The following is a 16,785-nucleotide window of genomic DNA, read 5'->3' on the forward strand; positions in this document are numbered from 1 at the left end:
AACTCCTTCGGTACCGGAAAGATGTCGATCAGGTCCGTCGAGTCTATCCGCGTCTATCCACCGGTCTGCGGCCCACACCGCGAGGGAGCGTTCCCGCGCGAGGCTTCCGGGGTGGCTAGACTGCTCCGGGCCGAGCCGCGCGGCCGGCCCGGAAGGGAGCGCGGTGCGCAACGTCGGCATCGATATCGGGGGAACGAAGATCGCGGGGGGCGTCGTCGACGACGACGGCACCATCATCGAGAAGCTCCGCGTCGACACCCCCATCGACCCCGCAGCCCTCGTGGATGCCGTGGTCGACATGGCCGACCACCTGCGCCGCGCCCACGATGTCCACGCAATCGGCGTCGCGGCGGCGGGGTTCATCAGCCTGGATCGCAGCACGGTCATCTACGCCCCCAACATCGACTGGCGCGACGAGCCGCTGCGCGCCCGCCTGGAGCAGCGCCTCGACGCGCCCGTGACCATCGAGAACGACGCCAACGCGGCTGGCTGGGGCGAGTACCGCTTCGGCGCCGGCCGAGGCGTGCGCGACATGGTCATGCTCACCATGGGCACGGGCGTCGGCGGCGCCGTGGTCAGCGGCGGCGAGCTCTTCCGCGGCGGTCACGGAATCGGCGGGGAGCTGGGCCACATGCGCTTCGTCCGCGGCGGGCACCCGTGCGGGTGCGGGCAGAACGGATGCCTCGAGCAGTACGCTTCGGGCCGCGCCCTGCAACGCGAGGCCAACGCCATCGCCGACGAGGGCGGCATCGGGGCGGCGCTGGCGGCGATCCGCGAAGAGAAGGGCGCGATCCCGGGTCCCGCCGTCTCGCGACTCGTGCTCGCCGGCGACCCCGGCGCGATCGAGGCGCTCCGCCGCGTCGCCACCGCCCTGGGTGAGGCGTGCGGCGGCTTCCAGGCCGTGCTCGACCCGGAGCTGTTCGTCATCGGCGGTGGTGTCGCCCAGCTGGGGGCCGATCTGCTGGCTCCGGTGAAGCTCGCGTACGAGACGTCGCTGCCGGGGTACGGTGAACGTCCGGTCGCCGATTTCGCCATCGCGCGACTCGGCAACGACGCCGGTCTCATCGGGGTCGCCGACCTCGCCGGGAAGGAGCGCTGACGATGTTCTACTGGCTGATGAAGTACGTGGTGATCGGGCCGGTGATCAAGGCCGTGTTCCGCCCGTGGATGGTCGGCCGGCGCAACATCCCGGCGGAGGGGGCGGCGATCCTCGCCAGCAACCACCTCTCGTTCTCCGACTCGATCTTCCTGCCGCTCATGATCGACCGCCGCATGGCGTTCCTCGCCAAGAGCGACTACTTCACCGGCAAGGGCATCAAGGGGTGGGCCACGCGGATGTTCTTCACCGCGACGGGTCAGCTGCCCATCGACCGCTCGGGAGGAAAGGCGTCGGAGGCCTCGCTGAACACCGGGCTGGGCGTCCTCGGCCGCGGTGAACTGCTCGGCATTTACCCCGACGGCACGCGCAGCCCCGACGGCACTCTCTACCGCGGCCGCACCGGCATCGCCCGCATGGCGCTGGAGGCCCGCGTCCCCGTCGTGCCGGTCGTCATGGTCGACACCGGCTCGGTGATGCCGATCGGTCAGCGCCTTCCCCGAGTCGGACGCGTGGGCATCGTCATCGGCGAACCGCTCGACTTCTCCCGTTTCGAGGGCATGGAGGGCGACCGCTACGTGCTGCGCAGCGTCACCGACGAGATCATGGTGGCCCTGCAGCGCCTGGGTGAGCAGCGGTACGAGGACGTCTACGCCTCCACGGTGAAGGACCGCCTGGCGACCGCGCAGGCGGCGAAGGCGCCGACGTCGCGCCACTAGACTTCAGGGGTGAATCAGCAGCTCCTCCACGACCTCGACCACTGGCGAACCCTGCCCATCAAGCAGCAGCCGCAGTGGTATGACGAGGGCGCGGTGGCCGCGGCATCCGAAGAGCTGTCGACCCTCCCGCCGCTGGTGTTCGCCGGCGAGGTCGACATCCTCCGTGAGCGCCTCGCTCGCGCCGCCGCCGGTCAGGCGTTCCTCCTGCAGGGCGGTGACTGCGCCGAGACGTTCGCCGGTGCGACCGCCGAGCAGATCCGCAACCGCATCAAGACGGTGCTCCAGATGGCGGTCGTGCTGACGTATGGCGCCTCGATGCCCGTCGTCAAGATGGGTCGCATGGCGGGGCAGTTCGCCAAGCCCCGTTCGAGCGACACCGAGACGCGCGGCGACGTCACCCTGCCGGCCTACCGCGGCGACATCGTCAACGGATACGACTTCACCGAGGAGTCGCGCAAGGCCGACCCCGGCCGCCTGCTCAAGGGCTACCACACGGCGGCGTCGACTCTGAACCTCATCCGCGCGTTCACGCAGGGCGGGTTCGCCGACCTCCGCGAGGTGCACAGCTGGAACAAGGGCTTCGCCAGCACGCCCGCCAACCAGGCCTACGAGCGTCTGGCCACCGAGATCGACCGGGCCATCAAGTTCATGGAGGCCGCGGGCGCGAACTTCGACGAGCTCACGCGCGTGGAGTTCTACACCGGCCACGAGGGCCTCCTCATGGACTACGAGCGTCCGATGACCCGCATCGATTCGCGCACGGGACTGGCCTACAACACCTCGTCGCACTTCCAGTGGATCGGTGAGCGCACGCGCGAGCTCGACGGCGCGCACGTCGACTACTTCTCGAAGATCCGCAACCCCATCGGCGTGAAGCTCGGTCCGACGACGACGCCCGAGACGGCGCTCGCGCTCATCGACAAGCTCGACCCCGAGCGCGAGCCCGGCCGACTGACGTTCATCACACGCATGGGCGCCGGCAAGATCCGCGACGCTCTGCCGCCGCTGCTCGAGGCCGTGCGCGACTCGGGAGCTGTGCCGCTGTGGGTCACCGACCCGATGCACGGCAACGGCATCACCACGCCGACCGGCTACAAGACGCGTCGTTTCGACGACGTCGTCGACGAGGTGCGCGGGTTCTTCGAGGCGCACCGTTCCGTCGGCACGCACCCCGGCGGCATCCACGTCGAACTCACCGGCGACGACGTCACCGAGTGCCTGGGCGGCTCGGAGCAGATCGACGAGGCCACCCTCGCGACCCGCTACGAGAGCCTGTGCGACCCGCGTCTGAACCACCGTCAGAGCCTGGAGCTCGCGTTCCTCGTCGCCGAGGAGCTCGAGAAGCGCTGACCCGCGGCCTGTCTGCGCGATGCCCCCGATCCGTGTGGTCGGGGGCGTCGTCGTTCGACCGGTGTCCGGTCCCTTCGACAAGCTCGGGGACCTGGGTGCGGCGCCAGGACGAGCGCACTGCCCGCTGCGGCGACCGAACTCGCGCCGCGGCGGACCGGTCGGAGGTGGTCGATCCCGTCGAGACCACGACCCGCGCGCGCACGCCGCCGCGAGCTACAGCGTCGGCGTCAGCGTGATCGTCGACCCCTTCGGCGCGGTCGTTCCGGCCTTGGGATTGGTGGCGCGCACCTTGTAGATGTCCCAGTACTTGAACCCCAGCGGCAGGGTGCCGTCGTCGATGCCGGCGTTGACCTCGAAGCCGAGGCCCTCCAGCGCCGTCACGGCCTCGCGGATCGTCATGCCCACGACGTTGCCGGGGATCTCCACGGGCTCGGGTCCGAGGGAGACGATCACGGGCACGGTGTCTCCCGGGCGCCAGTTGCCCTCGCCGTCGCGGTCGCCGATGCCGATGACGACCCCGGATGCCACGCTGTTGCTGTAGCGCTCCGAGAACGAGGTCTCCATGCCGACCTGGCTCAGGATGCGTTCGGCGGAGGACCGCGATTCGCCGGAGACGTCGGGGAGCGGGCCGAGGGAGACGACCAACGACGCCGCATCGCCCTCGTACACCGTGCAGCCCTCGGTGCACCCGACGGCGTCGCCGCCCGATCGCGGGATGACGGATGCCGACAGCACGGTGCCGTCGGCGGCATCCGAGAACTCCCGGGCGGGGTCGGCCGCGACGCCCACGAAGGCGGCTTCGAAGATGCCGTTCACCTCGTCGACGCTCTTGCCCGAGAGGTCGGGGATCTGGTGGGTGGCAGGGCCCACGGAGACGAAGACGGTCACGACCGTGTTCTTGTCGAGACGCTCGCCGGGGGCGGGATCGGAGCCGACGGTGGTGCCCGAGGGGATCTCGCGGTCGTTCACCTCTTGCGGCTGCGCGACCAGCTCGTTTGCCGCCAGCAGCGCCTCGGCGTCGGCATAGCTCCGCTGCGAGACGTCGGGCACCGCGACGAGAGAGCCCGGCCCACTGCCGAAGTACCACCCGGTCCCCGCCGCAGCCGCGGCCAGCAGCAGCACGAGCACCAGCGTCCAGACGCCGCGGGCCGAGCGCCGCTTGGTGCGCGTGCGCAGGCGCGCGGCGTTGTCGGGCTCGTCGGCGGTCGCGATGGGCAGCGACGCGGTCTGGGGGAGGACCTTGGTGAGCTCGCGCGACTCCGCGGCGCTGGTGGTGCCCGTGGTGCCGACGGCGACCGCGCGGGCGACCTGCGGCGCGAGACCCAGGTCTTTCTCGACCGCGCGGAGGCGCTCCAGCATGCTGCCCGCGTCGAGCGGACGGTCGTCGGGCTGTCGCTCGGTCGCCCATAGCACCAGCTCGTCGAGCTGCTCGGGGACGGCGGGGTTCTTCGCGCTCGGGCGCGGCACGGAGTCGGTCGCGTGCTGGTAGGCGATCTGCATCGGCTGCTCGCCCTTGTAGGGCTGCTCGCCGGTGAGCATCTCGTAGAGCATGATGCCGAGCGAGTAGATGTCGCTTCGCGCATCGGCGGTGCCGCGGGTGACGAGCTCGGGCGCGAGGTAGGCGATCGTCCCCATGAGCTGCGCGCCGCTGGCGGTGTTGGCGGTCGTCGCGCGCGCGAGGCCGAAGTCCCCGATCTTGATGCGGCCGTCTTCGGCGAGCAGCACGTTCTCGGGCTTGACGTCGCGGTGCACGATGCCCGCGCGGTGGGCCGCGGCCAGCCCCGAGAGGATGGCATCCATGATCGTCAGCGTCTGGTCGATCGTGAGGCGCCGGTGTTCGCGCAGCAGCTCGCGCAGGGTGATGCCGGGCAGGTATTCCATGACCAGGTAGGCCATGTCGCCGTCCTGGCCCTGGTCGAAGACGTTGACGACGTGGGGGTCGCTCAGGCGGGCGGCCGAGCGGGCCTCTTGGATGAACCGACTCTGGAACACGGTGTCGTCGCTGAGGTGGCCGTGCATGACCTTGAGTGCGACACGGCGCTCAAGGCGCAGGTCGGTCGCGACGTACACGGTCGCCATGCCGCCGCGCGCGATGCGCGCGCGCACCCGGTATCGACCGTCGACGAGACGGCCGATCAGCGGGTCTGCCTGCTGACTCGTGCTCACGTAGCGAGTCTACGGAGCGGCCCCTGTGAGCCCCGGCAACGGCTCACCCTCACCTCAACCGAGAACCGCGAGCCAGGTCGTGGCGGGCTGCTCCCACTGGGCGTAACGGTCGGGATAGGCCGAGATCTGCACGGCCTGTGCGGCATCGGCGTAGGGCATCTGCTCCCAGCCCGGGATGTCGAGCAGGCCGCGGGTCTGCCACCCGTTCGGGTCGGAGGGTCCACCGTAGAAGACACGGGTCGAGCGCTCGCGATCGAGGATCTGCTCGCGGGTGCCCCAGCCCATGCTGGGACGCTGCTGGAAGAGCCCGAGCGAGTCGCGGTCGCCCCAGTCGATGTTGCGCAGCCACGACTCCTGCATGGCCGTTCCGAGGGCGATCCGGATGCCGTGGTCGGAGACGCCGAGCTCGCGCCCGATGCGGATGATCAGCCGGGCGTTGTCGGACTGCTCGACGTCGAGGCCGGGGGCGGTCGCGGGTGCGACGGCCGCGGGGGCTGCGGCGGGGGAGCCGGAGGGGATCTGCAGCACGTCGCCCGGGTAGATGATCGAGGCGCGGGTGAGGCCGTTCGCGCTCAGCACCGCGTCGAGCGAGACGCCGTTCGCGCTCGCGATCGCCGAGACGGTGTCTCCGGGCTGGACCTCGTGCGTCACGGCGGCGGGAGCCGGCGCGGGGGCTGCGGGGGCGACGGGCGTCGACGAGGCGGGAGCGCCGCCGAGCACCAGCACCTGGCCCGGGCGGATGACGCTGTCGGCACCGAGGCCGTTCGCGGCCTGCACCGAGGCGACGTCGAGCCCGTTCGCGCGAGCGATCCCCCACACGGTGTCGCCGGGCTGCACCGTGTAGGTCGTCGGTCCGCTGAGGGAGGCGAGCGCGGGGAGGGTCTTGATCGGCGATGTCGGCAGGGAGCTGAGCGGCGGAGTAGGCGGCGCCGCGTGGGCCGCACCCTCACCGGCGAGGCTGAGGGCGATGGTGCCGGCGACGGCCGCCGGCCAGGTGGCGACCACGCGTCGGGTCGGCAGGGGAGACAGAGTGAGTCGGCGCATGGTGGGGGGTTTCCGTTCGTCGGACTGCCCGCCACGCTGACACGCTCTGAGGCGGATGTCAACGTGTGAGGCGCATGTGACGTGTGTGACGAACGTGAACATCCGGTCGGCTCGATCCTCGGTGGCATCGGGATGAGATAGTTGCATCGTGACCGAGACCACCCGTTACGAGACCGACTGGCTGACCATCCCCGACCTCGTCGAGCTGCTCGACGAGCCCCTGGGGCGCGTCCGCCGACTCCTCGACGAGAACTACCTCGTCGGCTCGCGCCGCGACGGCGTGTTCAAGGTCCCGGCGGTTTTCCTCGTCGACGGGCGACCGATCCCGGCCCTCCGCGGCACCATCATCGTGCTGCACGACGCCGGGTTCGATCCCGACGAGACCATCGACTGGCTGCTCGAGCCCGAGGACACCATCGGCGTGGCCCCGATCGAGGCGCTGCGCGCCGGTCGCAAGAGCGAGGTGCGACGGGTCGCGGCGACCCTCGCCTGAGGGCGGATCCCGGCGGGTGCGCCGGGCGCTGGTCAGGCCGCGCGCTCGGTCGCCGCGCGGGCGAGCGCGCGCAGGTTGCCGACGGCCTCGTTATCCAGCGGGGCGTTCTGCAGGGCCAGATCGGCGCGCCGCGCGTAATCGGCGATGAGCTCCTCGGTGCGCGCGAGCGCCCCGGTGTCGACGATGGTCCGCTGCAGGATGCCGATCTGCTCGGCATCCAGAGCCGGATCGCCCAGACGCGCGTCGATCGCTCGCCGCTCGTCGGCCGTGACCGCCTCGCGCGCGTAGGCGACGAGCACGGTGCGCTTGCCCTCGCGGAGGTCGTCGCCGACGGGCTTGCCCGTCACCGCGGTGTCGCCGAAGACGCCGAGCACGTCGTCGCGCAGTTGGAAGGCCATGCCGACGTCGTGTCCGAAGCGGCCGAGAGCGTCGAGCTGGGCGTCGTCGGCACCGCCGAGCGCCGCGCCGATCTGCAACGGCTGCTGGATGCTGTAGCGCGCCGACTTGTACGACGCGACGCGCAGCGCACGCTCGGCGTGCGTGTCGTCGGGGTAGACGGTGTACGCGGACTCCTCGGCGACGTCGAGGAACTGGCCGATGGTGACGTCGCGGCGCATCTGCGCGTAGGCCCGTCGCGTCGCCGCGGCGGTGGCGGCACCGTTCAGGCCCTCTTCGAGCAGGTCGTCGCTCCACGCGACGAGGAGGTCGCCGAGCAGGATCGCGCCCGACCGTCCGAACGTGTCGGAGTCGCCGGTCCAGGCGGCATCCCGATGCGCGTTCTGCAGAGCCCGGTGGGCGGCGGGCTGGCCGCGACGGGTGTCGGAGTTGTCGACGAGATCGTCGTGCACGAGGGCGGCCGCGTGGAAGATCTCGAGCGAGGTCGCCACGGCGAGGGCCGCGTCGGTGAAACCGCTCGCCGACGGCTGCACGGCACCCCAGCCGGTGAGGCAGAAACGGGCGCGCAGACGCTTGCCTCCCCGTAGCGCAGAAGCGCCCGAGCGGGTGAGCATCTCGGCCTCGGGGCCGAGTGCGGCGGCGTACAATAGCTGTTCGGAGAGGAACGTGTCGAGTCGCTGGGAAACAGCTTCGATCGGTTCCGGCGAGGTCGGCACGGGCCTAGCCTAGTGATCCTCGCCCCACGTAGAATCGTCCACACCGAAGAATAGAGGGGGATGCATGCCACTCTCCGAACAGGAGCAGCGTCTGCTGGATGAGATGGAACGCCATCTCATGAGTAACGACACCGACGTCGTGTCGGCCCCCAGTCGCGCCCTGAGTTACCGCAACATCGTCCTCGGCTCGATCATGGTGCTCGCGGGTCTCGGTGCCCTCGTGGTCGGCGTGTCGATCGGTTTCAACACGGGCTTCCTCGGCATCGCGATCGGTGTCCTCGGCTTCGTCCTCATGGTCGGCGGGGTCGTGTTCGCGGTGACCCCCACCCGTGGTGCCGTCGCCACCGCCCCGTCCGCCTCCGCCGGGTCGAAGCCCCGCGGCCCTCGCGCGTCCGGCTCGTCGTTCATGGATCGCATGAACGAGCGCTGGGACCGCCGGCGCGAGAACCCCTGACCCGCCTGTAACGACAACGCACCGGCTCTTCGGAGCCGGTGCTTTTTCGTGCGCCCGGCGATCCACGCGTCGCGCGCGATCCCTGAGCGCCGGGCGTCACGACCCGTGCGCACGTGACGCGGCGCGCGGATTCCTCCCTTTTCCTCCACCGACGGGCCGCACCGGGTGGAGAAGGGTCGAGGATCCGCATGTTTCCGCGCCTGTCGGCCGTTGCACCTCAGCGCCGCGACACAGTACACACCGCCGCTTCCGGGCGAAAGACCCCTGTTTTCGATAGCCAAGTGGAGGGCTGTGGAGTAAAGTGGGGGAAACTTCGCTGGCCGGACGAAGGGGGTGGACGCCCGAATGCTGCTCGGTACGCACAGCCCCAAGCTCGACGACAAAGGGCGCGTCATCCTGCCCGCGAAGTTCCGTGACGATCTCGGCGCCGGAGTGGTGATCACCCGGGGGCAGGACCGCTGCCTCTACGTGTTCAGCACCGAGGAGTTCGAGCGCGTGCACGAGCGGATCCGCGAGGCTCCGCTCAGCAACAAGCAGGCCCGCGACTTCCTGCGCATGTTCCTCTCGGGGGCCAGCGCCGAGAAGCCCGACAGCCAGAACCGCATCACCGTTCCGCCCGCCCTGCGGGCCTACGCCGGCCTCGGCCGCGAGCTCGTCGTCACCGGCGTCGGGGCGCATGCCGAGATCTGGGACGCCGAGGCCTGGAACGCCTACGCGGAGAGCAACGAAGAGACGTACGCCGAGATGGAGCAGGAGGTGATCCCGGGACTGTTCTGACCCTCCGGCTGTGATGCCCAGCCGCACGCCCTGACGCACTTCCCCGGCGCCAGGTCGATGCGGATGGGGATCAGAGCCGAAGGAGCCGCCCCCGTCATCATGGACATCCGCGACATCCACACCCCCGTCCTGCTCGAGCGCTGCGCCGAGCTGCTGGGTCCGGCCCTGCAGAAGCCCGGCGCCGTCTTCGTCGACGGCACCCTCGGCATGGGCGGGCACTCCGAGGCGTTCCTCGAGCGCTTCCCCGAGGCGCGCCTGATCGGCCTCGACCGCGACACCGACGCCCTGCGCATCGCGGGGGAGCGGCTGGCGCGCTTCGGCGACCGCGTGACCCTCGTGCACACCGTCTACGACGGCATCGCCGAGGCCGTGGCATCCGCGGGAGTGTCCACGGTCGACGGCATCCTGTTCGACCTCGGGGTGTCCTCGCTCCAGCTCGACGAGGCCGCGCGCGGGTTCGCCTACGCGCAGGACGCCCCCCTCGACATGCGCATGGATCAGACCCAGGGCGTCACCGCGGCCGAGGTGCTCGCCACCTACGGCGAGGGCGATCTGCGCCGCATCTTCGAGCGGTACGGCGAAGAGAAGCTCGCGGGCCGGTACGCCCGCGCCATCATCGCTGCGCGTCAGAAGGCGCCGCTCGAGCGCTCCGCTCAGCTCGTCGAGGTGCTGCAGGAGGCCACGCCCGCGGCGGTGCTGCGCGAGCGACACCCCGCCAAGCGCGTCTTCCAGGCCCTGCGCATCGAGGTCAATGCCGAACTGTCGGTGCTCGAGCGCACGATGCCCGCGGCCCTGAGCGTGCTGGGGGTCGGCGGACGCATCGTCGTGCTGTCGTACCAGTCGCTCGAAGACCGTCTCGTCAAGCGCGTGTTCGCCGACGCCTCGACCTCCACCGCCCCCCGGGGTCTGCCGGTCGAGCTCCCCGAACACGCACCGACGTTCCGGCTGCTCGTGCGCGGCGCCGAGCTCGCGAGCGACGACGAACGCGCGGTCAACCCCCGCGCCACCCCCGTGCGCCTGCGCGCAGCCGAGCGGATCCAGGAGGACGTATGAGTGCAACCCCGGCCATCGATCCCCGGATCGACGAGGCGTTCCTCCCCGACTTCCCGACGCCCGTTCGCGAGCGTCGTCTCACCGTCGTACCCGCGCCCGCGCGTCGGCGGGTGCCGCGCCGGCTGTTCGGCATCATCGCCGTGACGGGGGCGCTGGTGATCGTGCTCGCGCAGATGGGTCTCGGCATCCTGACCACGCAGAGCTCCTTCGAGATCGCCTCCCTCACCCAGCAGCAGCGCGACCTGACCTACCAGAAGCAGATCCTCTTCGACGAGACGGCGGGCCTCAGCTCGCCCCAGTACCTCGCCGCCAACGCCGCCGCCCTCGGCATGGTCATCGATGAGTCGCCCACCTACCTGCGCCTGAGCGACGGCGCGGTGGTCGGATCCGACAAGCCGGCCGACACGACCTCGTCGGTGGATGCCAAGGGGCGCGGCTCCGTCGGCAACTCCCTCATCGCCGGTGTGCCGCTGGTCACCGACCCGTCCGCGGCGACGACCGAGACGGGGGGCACGGCACCGGAAGCCGCGGCCACCGCTCCCGCCGACGCCACGGCGCCGGAGACCGTATCCACGACACCCCCGGCGATCAGCGACGGTCTGCCCACACCCGCGACACGATGAGAACCATGACGACAGTCACCTCCCGGTCCCCGCGGCGTCGCACCGTCGTCGCTCTCGCCGTCGTCTTGATCGTTCTCGTCGCCTTCGTCGTCCGACTCGTCGACATCCAGGTCGTCAACGCTCGTGAACACGTCGACGACTCGCTGGCGATGGGCCTGGAATCGTCGCGCACGCTGTACGGCTCGCGGGGCGCCATCGTCGACGCGAACGGCACGCCGCTGGCGGCCAGCATCAATCGCTACGACGTGCAGATCGACCCGATGCTCGCCGTCGACGGCATCGAGACCTACGACGGTGACGAGAAGATCACGACCGCCTGGCCCGAGCTCGCCGGGCGCATCGCCGCCGTGCTCGGCATGAGCACCGGCGACGTGCAGAAGATCGTCGCGGACGCCCTGACCGACAACCCCGACTCTCGGTACGCGGTCATCGCCAAGGCCGTCTCCACCGAGCAGTACCGGGCCCTCGCCGACCTCGGGCTGCCGTTCCTCAGCTTCCCGCCGCAGGCGGGCCGGGTCTACCCCGACGGCGCCGTGGGCGGCAACCTCCTCGGCTTCGTCGGCAGCGACGGGCAGGCGCTCGCGGGCCTCGAAGCGGCGGACGACTCGTGCCTGGCATCCACCAACGGCAAGGTCGTCTTCCAGAAGAGCCCGTCCGGTGTCGTGCTCCCCGGCACCGAGGTCGTGACGCAGCCCGCCGCCGACGGCGGCACCCTCCAGCTCACCATCGACCGCGACCTGCAGTGGTACCTCGGCCAGCTCATCGCCGAGCAGGTGCAGAACACCGGGTCGCTGCGCGGCACGATCACCGTCGTCGAGGCCAAGACGGGGAAGATCCGGGCGCTGGCGGAGTACCCCACGGTCGACCCCAACGACCCCACGGCCACGCCCGAGACCGATCGCGGCAGCGCCGCCTTCGGCGATCCGAACGAGCCCGGCTCCACGATGAAGGCCATCACCGCGGCCATCGGACTCGACAGCGGGGCTTTCGACGCCGGCACCACCGTGACGGCATCGTCGCGCGAGGTGCTCGACGGCGGCGCGCGCATCTCCGACTCCTTCGCGCACCCCGAGAACCGCTACACCCTCACCGGCGTGCTCATCGACTCCTCCAACGTCGGCATCTCGAAGTTCGGTGAGAAGATCCCGCTCGACACCCGCATCGCCTACCTGAAGAAGTTCGGGCTCACCGACCTGACGGCGGTCGGCTTCCCCGGCGAGTCGTCCGGCATCCTGCGCGACCCCGCGAGCTGGGACAAGCAGACCTTCTACAACACGACCTTCGGACAGGGCCTCGCGGTCACGGTGCCCCAGCTCGCCGGTGCGTACCAGACCATCGCGAACGGGGGAGTGCGCATGCCGCTCTCGCTCGTCGAGGGGTGCACCGCCGCCGACGGCACCGTGACCGACGTGCCCGACGCCCAGGGCGAGCGCGTCGTGTCGGAGGAGGCTGCGCGCACGGTCTCGCAGATGCTCGAGAACGTCGCGACCCAGGGAACCCTCGCCGACCAGGTCGCGATCCCCGGCTACCGCGTCGCGATCAAGACCGGAACCGGTGAGAAGACCGACCGCGACACCGGCGCGTACAAGTCGGACGCGTATTTCACCACGATGATCGGTTTCGCCCCCGCCGACGACCCGCAGTACGTCGTCGAGGTCAACCTCGACGAACCGCGGACGGTAAAATCGTCGGCGGCCACCGCGCCCGCCTTCCAGAAGGCCCTCACGCAGGTTCTCAAGACCTACCGGGTCATCCCGTCTGGAACCACGACCCCCGAACTGCCCAAGTTCGGCTGAGACACCCGGATGCCGGTCTCGTCTCGGTAACGAATGCGACATCGGAAAGGGCGTCCGCACAGCAATGATCTCCACGAGCCTCTCCCACATCGCCGACGTGCTCGGCGGTCGCCTGATCGCACGCCGCGGCGACACCGGCGACACCGTCGTGTCGGGCCTCGTCGACACCGATTCGCGCCTCATCGAGCCCGGCGGGATCTTCGTCGCCAAGCCCGGTGAGACCACCGACGGTCACCTCTTCGTCGGCACCGCCGTCGAGCGCGGCGCCGCCCTGGCGATCGTCGAGCGCGAACTCGACGACGACGTCAGCCAGATCGTCGTCCCCGACGTCGTGACGGCCCTGAGCGACCTCGCCCGCGACGTCGTCGATCGCGTGCGCGCCGGCGGCGAGCTCAAGATCGTGGGGATCACCGGGTCCAACGGCAAGACCACGACCAAGAACCTCCTCGCGCGCATCCTCGCCGACGAGGGCGAGACCGTGTCGCCCCGCGCCTCGTTCAACAACGAGGTCGGCGCGCCCCTGACGATGCTGCGCGTGACGGATGCCACCCGGTTCCTCGTCAGCGAGTTCGGTGCCAGCGCGCCCGGAGCGATCGCCCACCTCGCGGGACTCGTCACCCCTGACATCGGCGTCGTGCTGATGGTCGGCATGGCCCACGCCGGCGGTTTCGGCGGCATCGAGTCGACCTTCCACGCCAAGAGCGAGCTCGTGAAGGCCACCCGCGAGGGCGGCCTCGCCGTGCTCAACGCCGACGACCCGCGCGTCGCCGCCATGGAGCCGATCGCGCGCGAGCGCGGGCAGGGCGTGCGGTGGTTCGGCCGCGGCGAGCGGGCCGAGGTGCGCGCCGTCGACGTCGAGGTCTCGGCATCCGGAACCCGCGCCGACCTGCTCGTCGACGGGCAGGCCTACACCCTCACCCTGCGCGTGCTCGGAGAGCACCACGTCATGAACGCTCTCGCGGCCCTCGCGGCGGCCACCGCTCTGGGGGTGCCGGCAGCCGACGCGATCGCGCGTCTCGAGACCGTCGAGATCGCCGAGCGGTGGCGCATGCAGCCGCTCGGCTCCGAGCGCGTGCGCATCATCAACGACGCCTACAACGCCAGCCCCGACTCCATGGCCGCAGCTCTTCGCACCCTCGCGCAGATCACCGGCCCCGGCGAGCGCACGGTCGCCGTGCTCGGGGCGATGAGCGAGCTCGGCGAGTACGCCGACGAGGAGCACGACCGCGTCGGGCTGCTGGCCGTGCGTCTTCGCATCCAGCGCATCGTCGTCATCGGCCCCGAGGCGCGCCGCATGTACCTCGAGGCGATCGCCCAGGGCTCGTGGGACGGCGAGGCCGTGTTCTTCGCCGACGCCGACGCTGCCTTCGACTACCTCTCGACCGAACTGCGCGACGGCGACCGCGTGCTGGTGAAGTCGTCGAACTCGGCGGGGCTCCGGCACCTCGGCGACCGTCTGGGAGACTTGTTCGCGTGAGATCACTTCTGACAGCAGCGGCGATCTCGCTCGCCTTCACCCTCTTCCTCACCCCGGTGTTCCTCCGGTGGTTCCGCCGGTGGGGCTGGGGGCAGGTCATCCGCACGCCCGAGAACGTGCACAACCCCTCGCACGGTGCCAAGCGCGGCACGCCCACCATGGGCGGCACGATCTTCATCCTCGGCACGATCATCGGCTACCTCATCGGCTCGTACGCCGGCAACAACCCGCCGACCCTGTCGGGACTGCTCGTGCTGTGGCTCATGCTCGGATTCGGCGTCGTCGGCTTCATCGACGACTTCATGAAGGTGCGCCACCAGAACAGCCTCGGGCTCTCGGGCTGGCGCAAGATCGCCGGCCAGATCATCGTGGCCGTACCCTTCGCCGTCGTGGCGCTGAACTTCCCCAACAGCATCGGGCAGACCCCGGCGTCGGAGTACATCTCGGTGTTCCGCGACATCCAGGTGCTTTCGCTCTTCGCCCTCGGCCCCGTGCTGGGTTGGCTGCTGTACCTGGCGTGGATCTCGTTCATCGGCACCGCGGCATCCAACTCCGTCAACGTGGCCGACGGACTCGACGGTCTGGCCGCGGGATCGGGCATCTTCGTCGTGGGCGCCTACAGCCTCATGGCCTTCTGGCAGAACAAGCAGATGTGCGCCGATGCGCTCGACCCGACGGTGCAGGCCGGATGCTACGCGGTGCGCGACCCGTTCGACCTGGCGATCGTGTCGGCGTCGTTCGTCGGAGCGCTGGTCGGGTTCCTGTGGTGGAACGCGCCGAAGGCGAAGGTCTTCATGGGCGACTGCGGCTCGATGGCCATCGGCGGTGTGATCGCGGCGATGGCGATCCTCACCCGCACCGAGATCCTGCTCGTGCTCATCGCGGGCGTCTACGTCATCGCCTCCGGGTCTGTCATCCTGCAGCGGGTCTACTTCAAGGCCACGAAGGGCAAGCGCCTGTTCCTCATGAGTCCGCTGCACCACCACCTCGAGATGCGCGGGTGGCCCGAGGTCACGATCGTCGTGCGCATGTGGATCATCGCGGGTCTGCTCGCCGTCTCGGGCATCGGTTTCTTCTACGTCGAATGGCTCTCCCTCGTATGACCGATCTCTCCTCGCTCACCAGCTGGCACGCCGACTGGAAGGGCCTGCGCGTCGCGGTGCTCGGCCTGTCGGTCACCGGGTTCTCGGTCGCCGACACGCTCGCCGAGCTCGGTGCCGCCGTGCTCGTGGCGACCGAACGGGCGGATGCCGAGTACGCCCGGCTCCTGCCGGTGCTGGGCGTCGACCTGTACGAGGGCCCGTTGGATGCCGTGCCCGCCGCCCTCGTCGACTTCGCGCCCGAGGTGGTCATCGCCTCGCCCGGCTTCGCGCCGCATCACCCCGTCATCCGGTGGACGAGGGAGCAGGGCATCGCGCTGTGGGGCGACGTGGAGCTGGCGTGGCGCGTGCGCGACAAGGTCGTGCGCCCCGATGGGCGCCCCGCCGACTGGGTGCTCATCACGGGCACGAACGGCAAGACCACCACCACCCGGCTCACCGCCGAGATGCTCGTGACGGCGGGCCTGCGCGCCGCCTCCGTCGGCAATATCGGTACGCCCGTGCTCGACGCCGTGCGAGACCCGGGCGGCTTCGACGCCCTGGTCGTCGAGCTGTCCAGCCACCAGCTGTGGTACCTCAACCTGCAGGACGGCCCCGACGCGCTCTCGCCGCACGCGGCGGTGTGCCTCAACCTCGCCGACGACCACCTCGAGTGGCACGGCGGCGCCGACGCGTACCGCGACGCGAAGGCCGGCGTGTACGCCCGCACGCGCGTGGCCTGCGTCTACAACAAGGCCGACCTCGCCACCCGCGGCATGGTCGAAGACGCGGAGGTCATGGAGGGCGCCCGCGCCATCGGCTTCGACCTGGGGGTGCCGGGTCCCAGCGACCTCGGCGTCGTCGACGGCATCCTCGTCGACCGCGCCTTCCTCGAGGAGCGGGCCACCTCCGCGCTCGAGCTGACAACCGTCGCCGATCTCGCCGCGCGCGGGCTCGCCGCCCCTCACGTGGTCGCCAACATCCTCGCCGCGAGCGCCCTGGCGCGCTCGCTCGGGGCCTCGCCGGCGCACATCCACGACGCGCTCGAGCGGTTCCGTCTCGACCCGCACCGCATCCAGGTCGTCGGCGCGCACGCCGGCGTCACGTGGGTCGACGACTCCAAGGCCACCAACCCGCACGCGGCCGCGTCGTCGCTGGCGGCCTACCCCGGGGCCGTCTGGGTCGTCGGGGGACTGCTGAAGGGCGTCGACCTGAGCGATCTCGTCCGATCCCGCGGCGGCGCCGTGCGTGCGGCCATCGTCATCGGCACCGAGCGCGGCGACATCGTCGCGGCGTTCGCGCGACACGCCCCGGCGGTGCCGCTGTTCGAGGTCGACCACGCCGAGACTGAAGACGTCATGGCCGAGGTCGTCGAACTGGCGGCGGGTGTGGCCCGGGACGGAGACACCGTTCTCCTGGCTCCCGCGGCGGCATCCTTCGATCAGTTCGCGTCCTACTCCGACCGCGGTGAGCGCTTCGCCGACGCGGTGCGGGCGTGGATCGCGGACCACGGCGACGGAGCATCTTCACCGCACGACTGAGGGGG

At 70.6% G+C, this 16,785-nt stretch carries 15 protein-coding genes; 12 read left to right on the forward strand and 3 right to left on the reverse strand.

Annotated features, from left to right (window positions below):
* The first annotated feature begins 163 nt into the window (after window positions 1-163).
* From AS029_RS09695 to AS029_RS09705, 3 genes are read left to right on the forward strand one after another with little or no spacing between them, the layout of a single operon-like run.
* Window positions 164-1,099, forward strand: a complete 936-nt coding sequence (locus AS029_RS09695; protein WP_058232374.1) for an ROK family glucokinase — start codon at window positions 164-166, stop codon at window positions 1,097-1,099.
* 2 nt (window positions 1,100-1,101) lie between these two features.
* Window positions 1,102-1,815, forward strand: coding sequence for a lysophospholipid acyltransferase family protein (locus AS029_RS09700; protein ID WP_058232375.1), 714 nt, complete (start codon window positions 1,102-1,104; stop codon window positions 1,813-1,815).
* A 9-nt stretch (window positions 1,816-1,824) separates the two neighbouring features.
* Window positions 1,825-3,165 (forward strand): class II 3-deoxy-7-phosphoheptulonate synthase, encoded by a 1,341-nt coding sequence (locus tag AS029_RS09705; protein ID WP_058232376.1) that lies wholly within the window; start codon window positions 1,825-1,827, stop codon window positions 3,163-3,165.
* A 213-nt stretch (window positions 3,166-3,378) separates the two neighbouring features.
* On the opposite strand, the gene pknB is transcribed toward AS029_RS09705, so the two are convergent.
* The gene (gene pknB / locus AS029_RS09710) at window positions 3,379-5,331 is read right to left on the reverse strand and encodes a Stk1 family PASTA domain-containing Ser/Thr kinase (RefSeq protein WP_058232377.1); all 1,953 of its coding nucleotides are present in this window, start codon (window positions 5,329-5,331) and stop codon (window positions 3,379-3,381) included.
* A 54-nt stretch (window positions 5,332-5,385) separates the two neighbouring features.
* Window positions 5,386-6,375, reverse strand: a complete 990-nt coding sequence (locus tag AS029_RS09715; protein WP_058232378.1) for a lytic transglycosylase — start codon at window positions 6,373-6,375, stop codon at window positions 5,386-5,388.
* A 148-nt stretch (window positions 6,376-6,523) separates the two neighbouring features.
* On the opposite strand from AS029_RS09715, the gene AS029_RS09720 reads away from it, so the two are divergent.
* A complete protein-coding gene (locus tag AS029_RS09720) occupies window positions 6,524-6,868 on the forward strand; it encodes an Rv2175c family DNA-binding protein (protein WP_058232379.1) in 345 nt (114 codons plus the stop codon).
* 32 nt (window positions 6,869-6,900) lie between these two features.
* Here the strand turns inward: AS029_RS09720 and AS029_RS09725 are convergent, their stop codons facing one another.
* Complete coding sequence (locus AS029_RS09725) at window positions 6,901-7,980, reverse strand: polyprenyl synthetase family protein (protein WP_058232380.1); 1,080 nt, start codon at window positions 7,978-7,980, stop codon at window positions 6,901-6,903.
* Window positions 7,981-8,044: 64 nt separating this feature from the next.
* Here AS029_RS09725 and AS029_RS09730 point away from each other — a divergent pair, with 64 nt between their 5' ends.
* From AS029_RS09730 to murD, 8 genes are all read left to right on the forward strand, one after another.
* Window positions 8,045-8,434: a DUF3040 domain-containing protein gene (locus tag AS029_RS09730; protein ID WP_058232381.1), complete on the forward strand. Its 390-nt coding sequence runs from the start codon at window positions 8,045-8,047 to the stop codon at window positions 8,432-8,434.
* A gap of 345 nt (window positions 8,435-8,779) precedes the next feature.
* Window positions 8,780-9,211 (forward strand): division/cell wall cluster transcriptional repressor MraZ, encoded by a 432-nt coding sequence (gene mraZ, locus AS029_RS09735; protein WP_058232382.1) that lies wholly within the window; start codon window positions 8,780-8,782, stop codon window positions 9,209-9,211.
* 99 nt (window positions 9,212-9,310) lie between these two features.
* Complete coding sequence (gene rsmH, locus AS029_RS09740) at window positions 9,311-10,264, forward strand: 16S rRNA (cytosine(1402)-N(4))-methyltransferase RsmH (RefSeq protein WP_175456653.1); 954 nt, start codon at window positions 9,311-9,313, stop codon at window positions 10,262-10,264.
* Window positions 10,261-10,887, forward strand: coding sequence for a cell division protein FtsL (ftsL, locus tag AS029_RS09745; protein ID WP_058232384.1), 627 nt, complete (start codon window positions 10,261-10,263; stop codon window positions 10,885-10,887). Before rsmH ends, ftsL begins: the two co-directional genes overlap by 4 nt.
* A gap of 5 nt (window positions 10,888-10,892) precedes the next feature.
* On the forward strand, window positions 10,893-12,683 hold the full coding sequence (locus AS029_RS09750; RefSeq protein ID WP_058232385.1) for a peptidoglycan D,D-transpeptidase FtsI family protein: 1,791 nt from the start codon (window positions 10,893-10,895) through the stop codon (window positions 12,681-12,683).
* A 64-nt stretch (window positions 12,684-12,747) separates the two neighbouring features.
* On the forward strand, window positions 12,748-14,160 hold the full coding sequence (locus tag AS029_RS09755; RefSeq protein WP_058232386.1) for a UDP-N-acetylmuramoyl-tripeptide--D-alanyl-D-alanine ligase: 1,413 nt from the start codon (window positions 12,748-12,750) through the stop codon (window positions 14,158-14,160).
* Window positions 14,157-15,263 carry a phospho-N-acetylmuramoyl-pentapeptide-transferase gene (gene mraY, locus AS029_RS09760; protein ID WP_058232387.1) on the forward strand — a complete coding sequence of 369 codons (1,107 nt, stop codon included), beginning with the start codon at window positions 14,157-14,159 and terminating at the stop codon, window positions 15,261-15,263. Before AS029_RS09755 ends, mraY begins: the two co-directional genes overlap by 4 nt.
* Entirely contained in the window at window positions 15,260-16,780 is a 1,521-nt protein-coding gene (gene murD / locus AS029_RS09765) for a UDP-N-acetylmuramoyl-L-alanine--D-glutamate ligase (protein ID WP_058232388.1), read from the forward strand. Before mraY ends, murD begins: the two co-directional genes overlap by 4 nt.
* Window positions 16,781-16,785: the final 5 nt, after the last annotated feature.

Source organism: Microbacterium enclense (assembly GCF_001456955.1).
GTDB classification, from domain to species: domain Bacteria; phylum Actinomycetota; class Actinomycetes; order Actinomycetales; family Microbacteriaceae; genus Microbacterium; species Microbacterium enclense.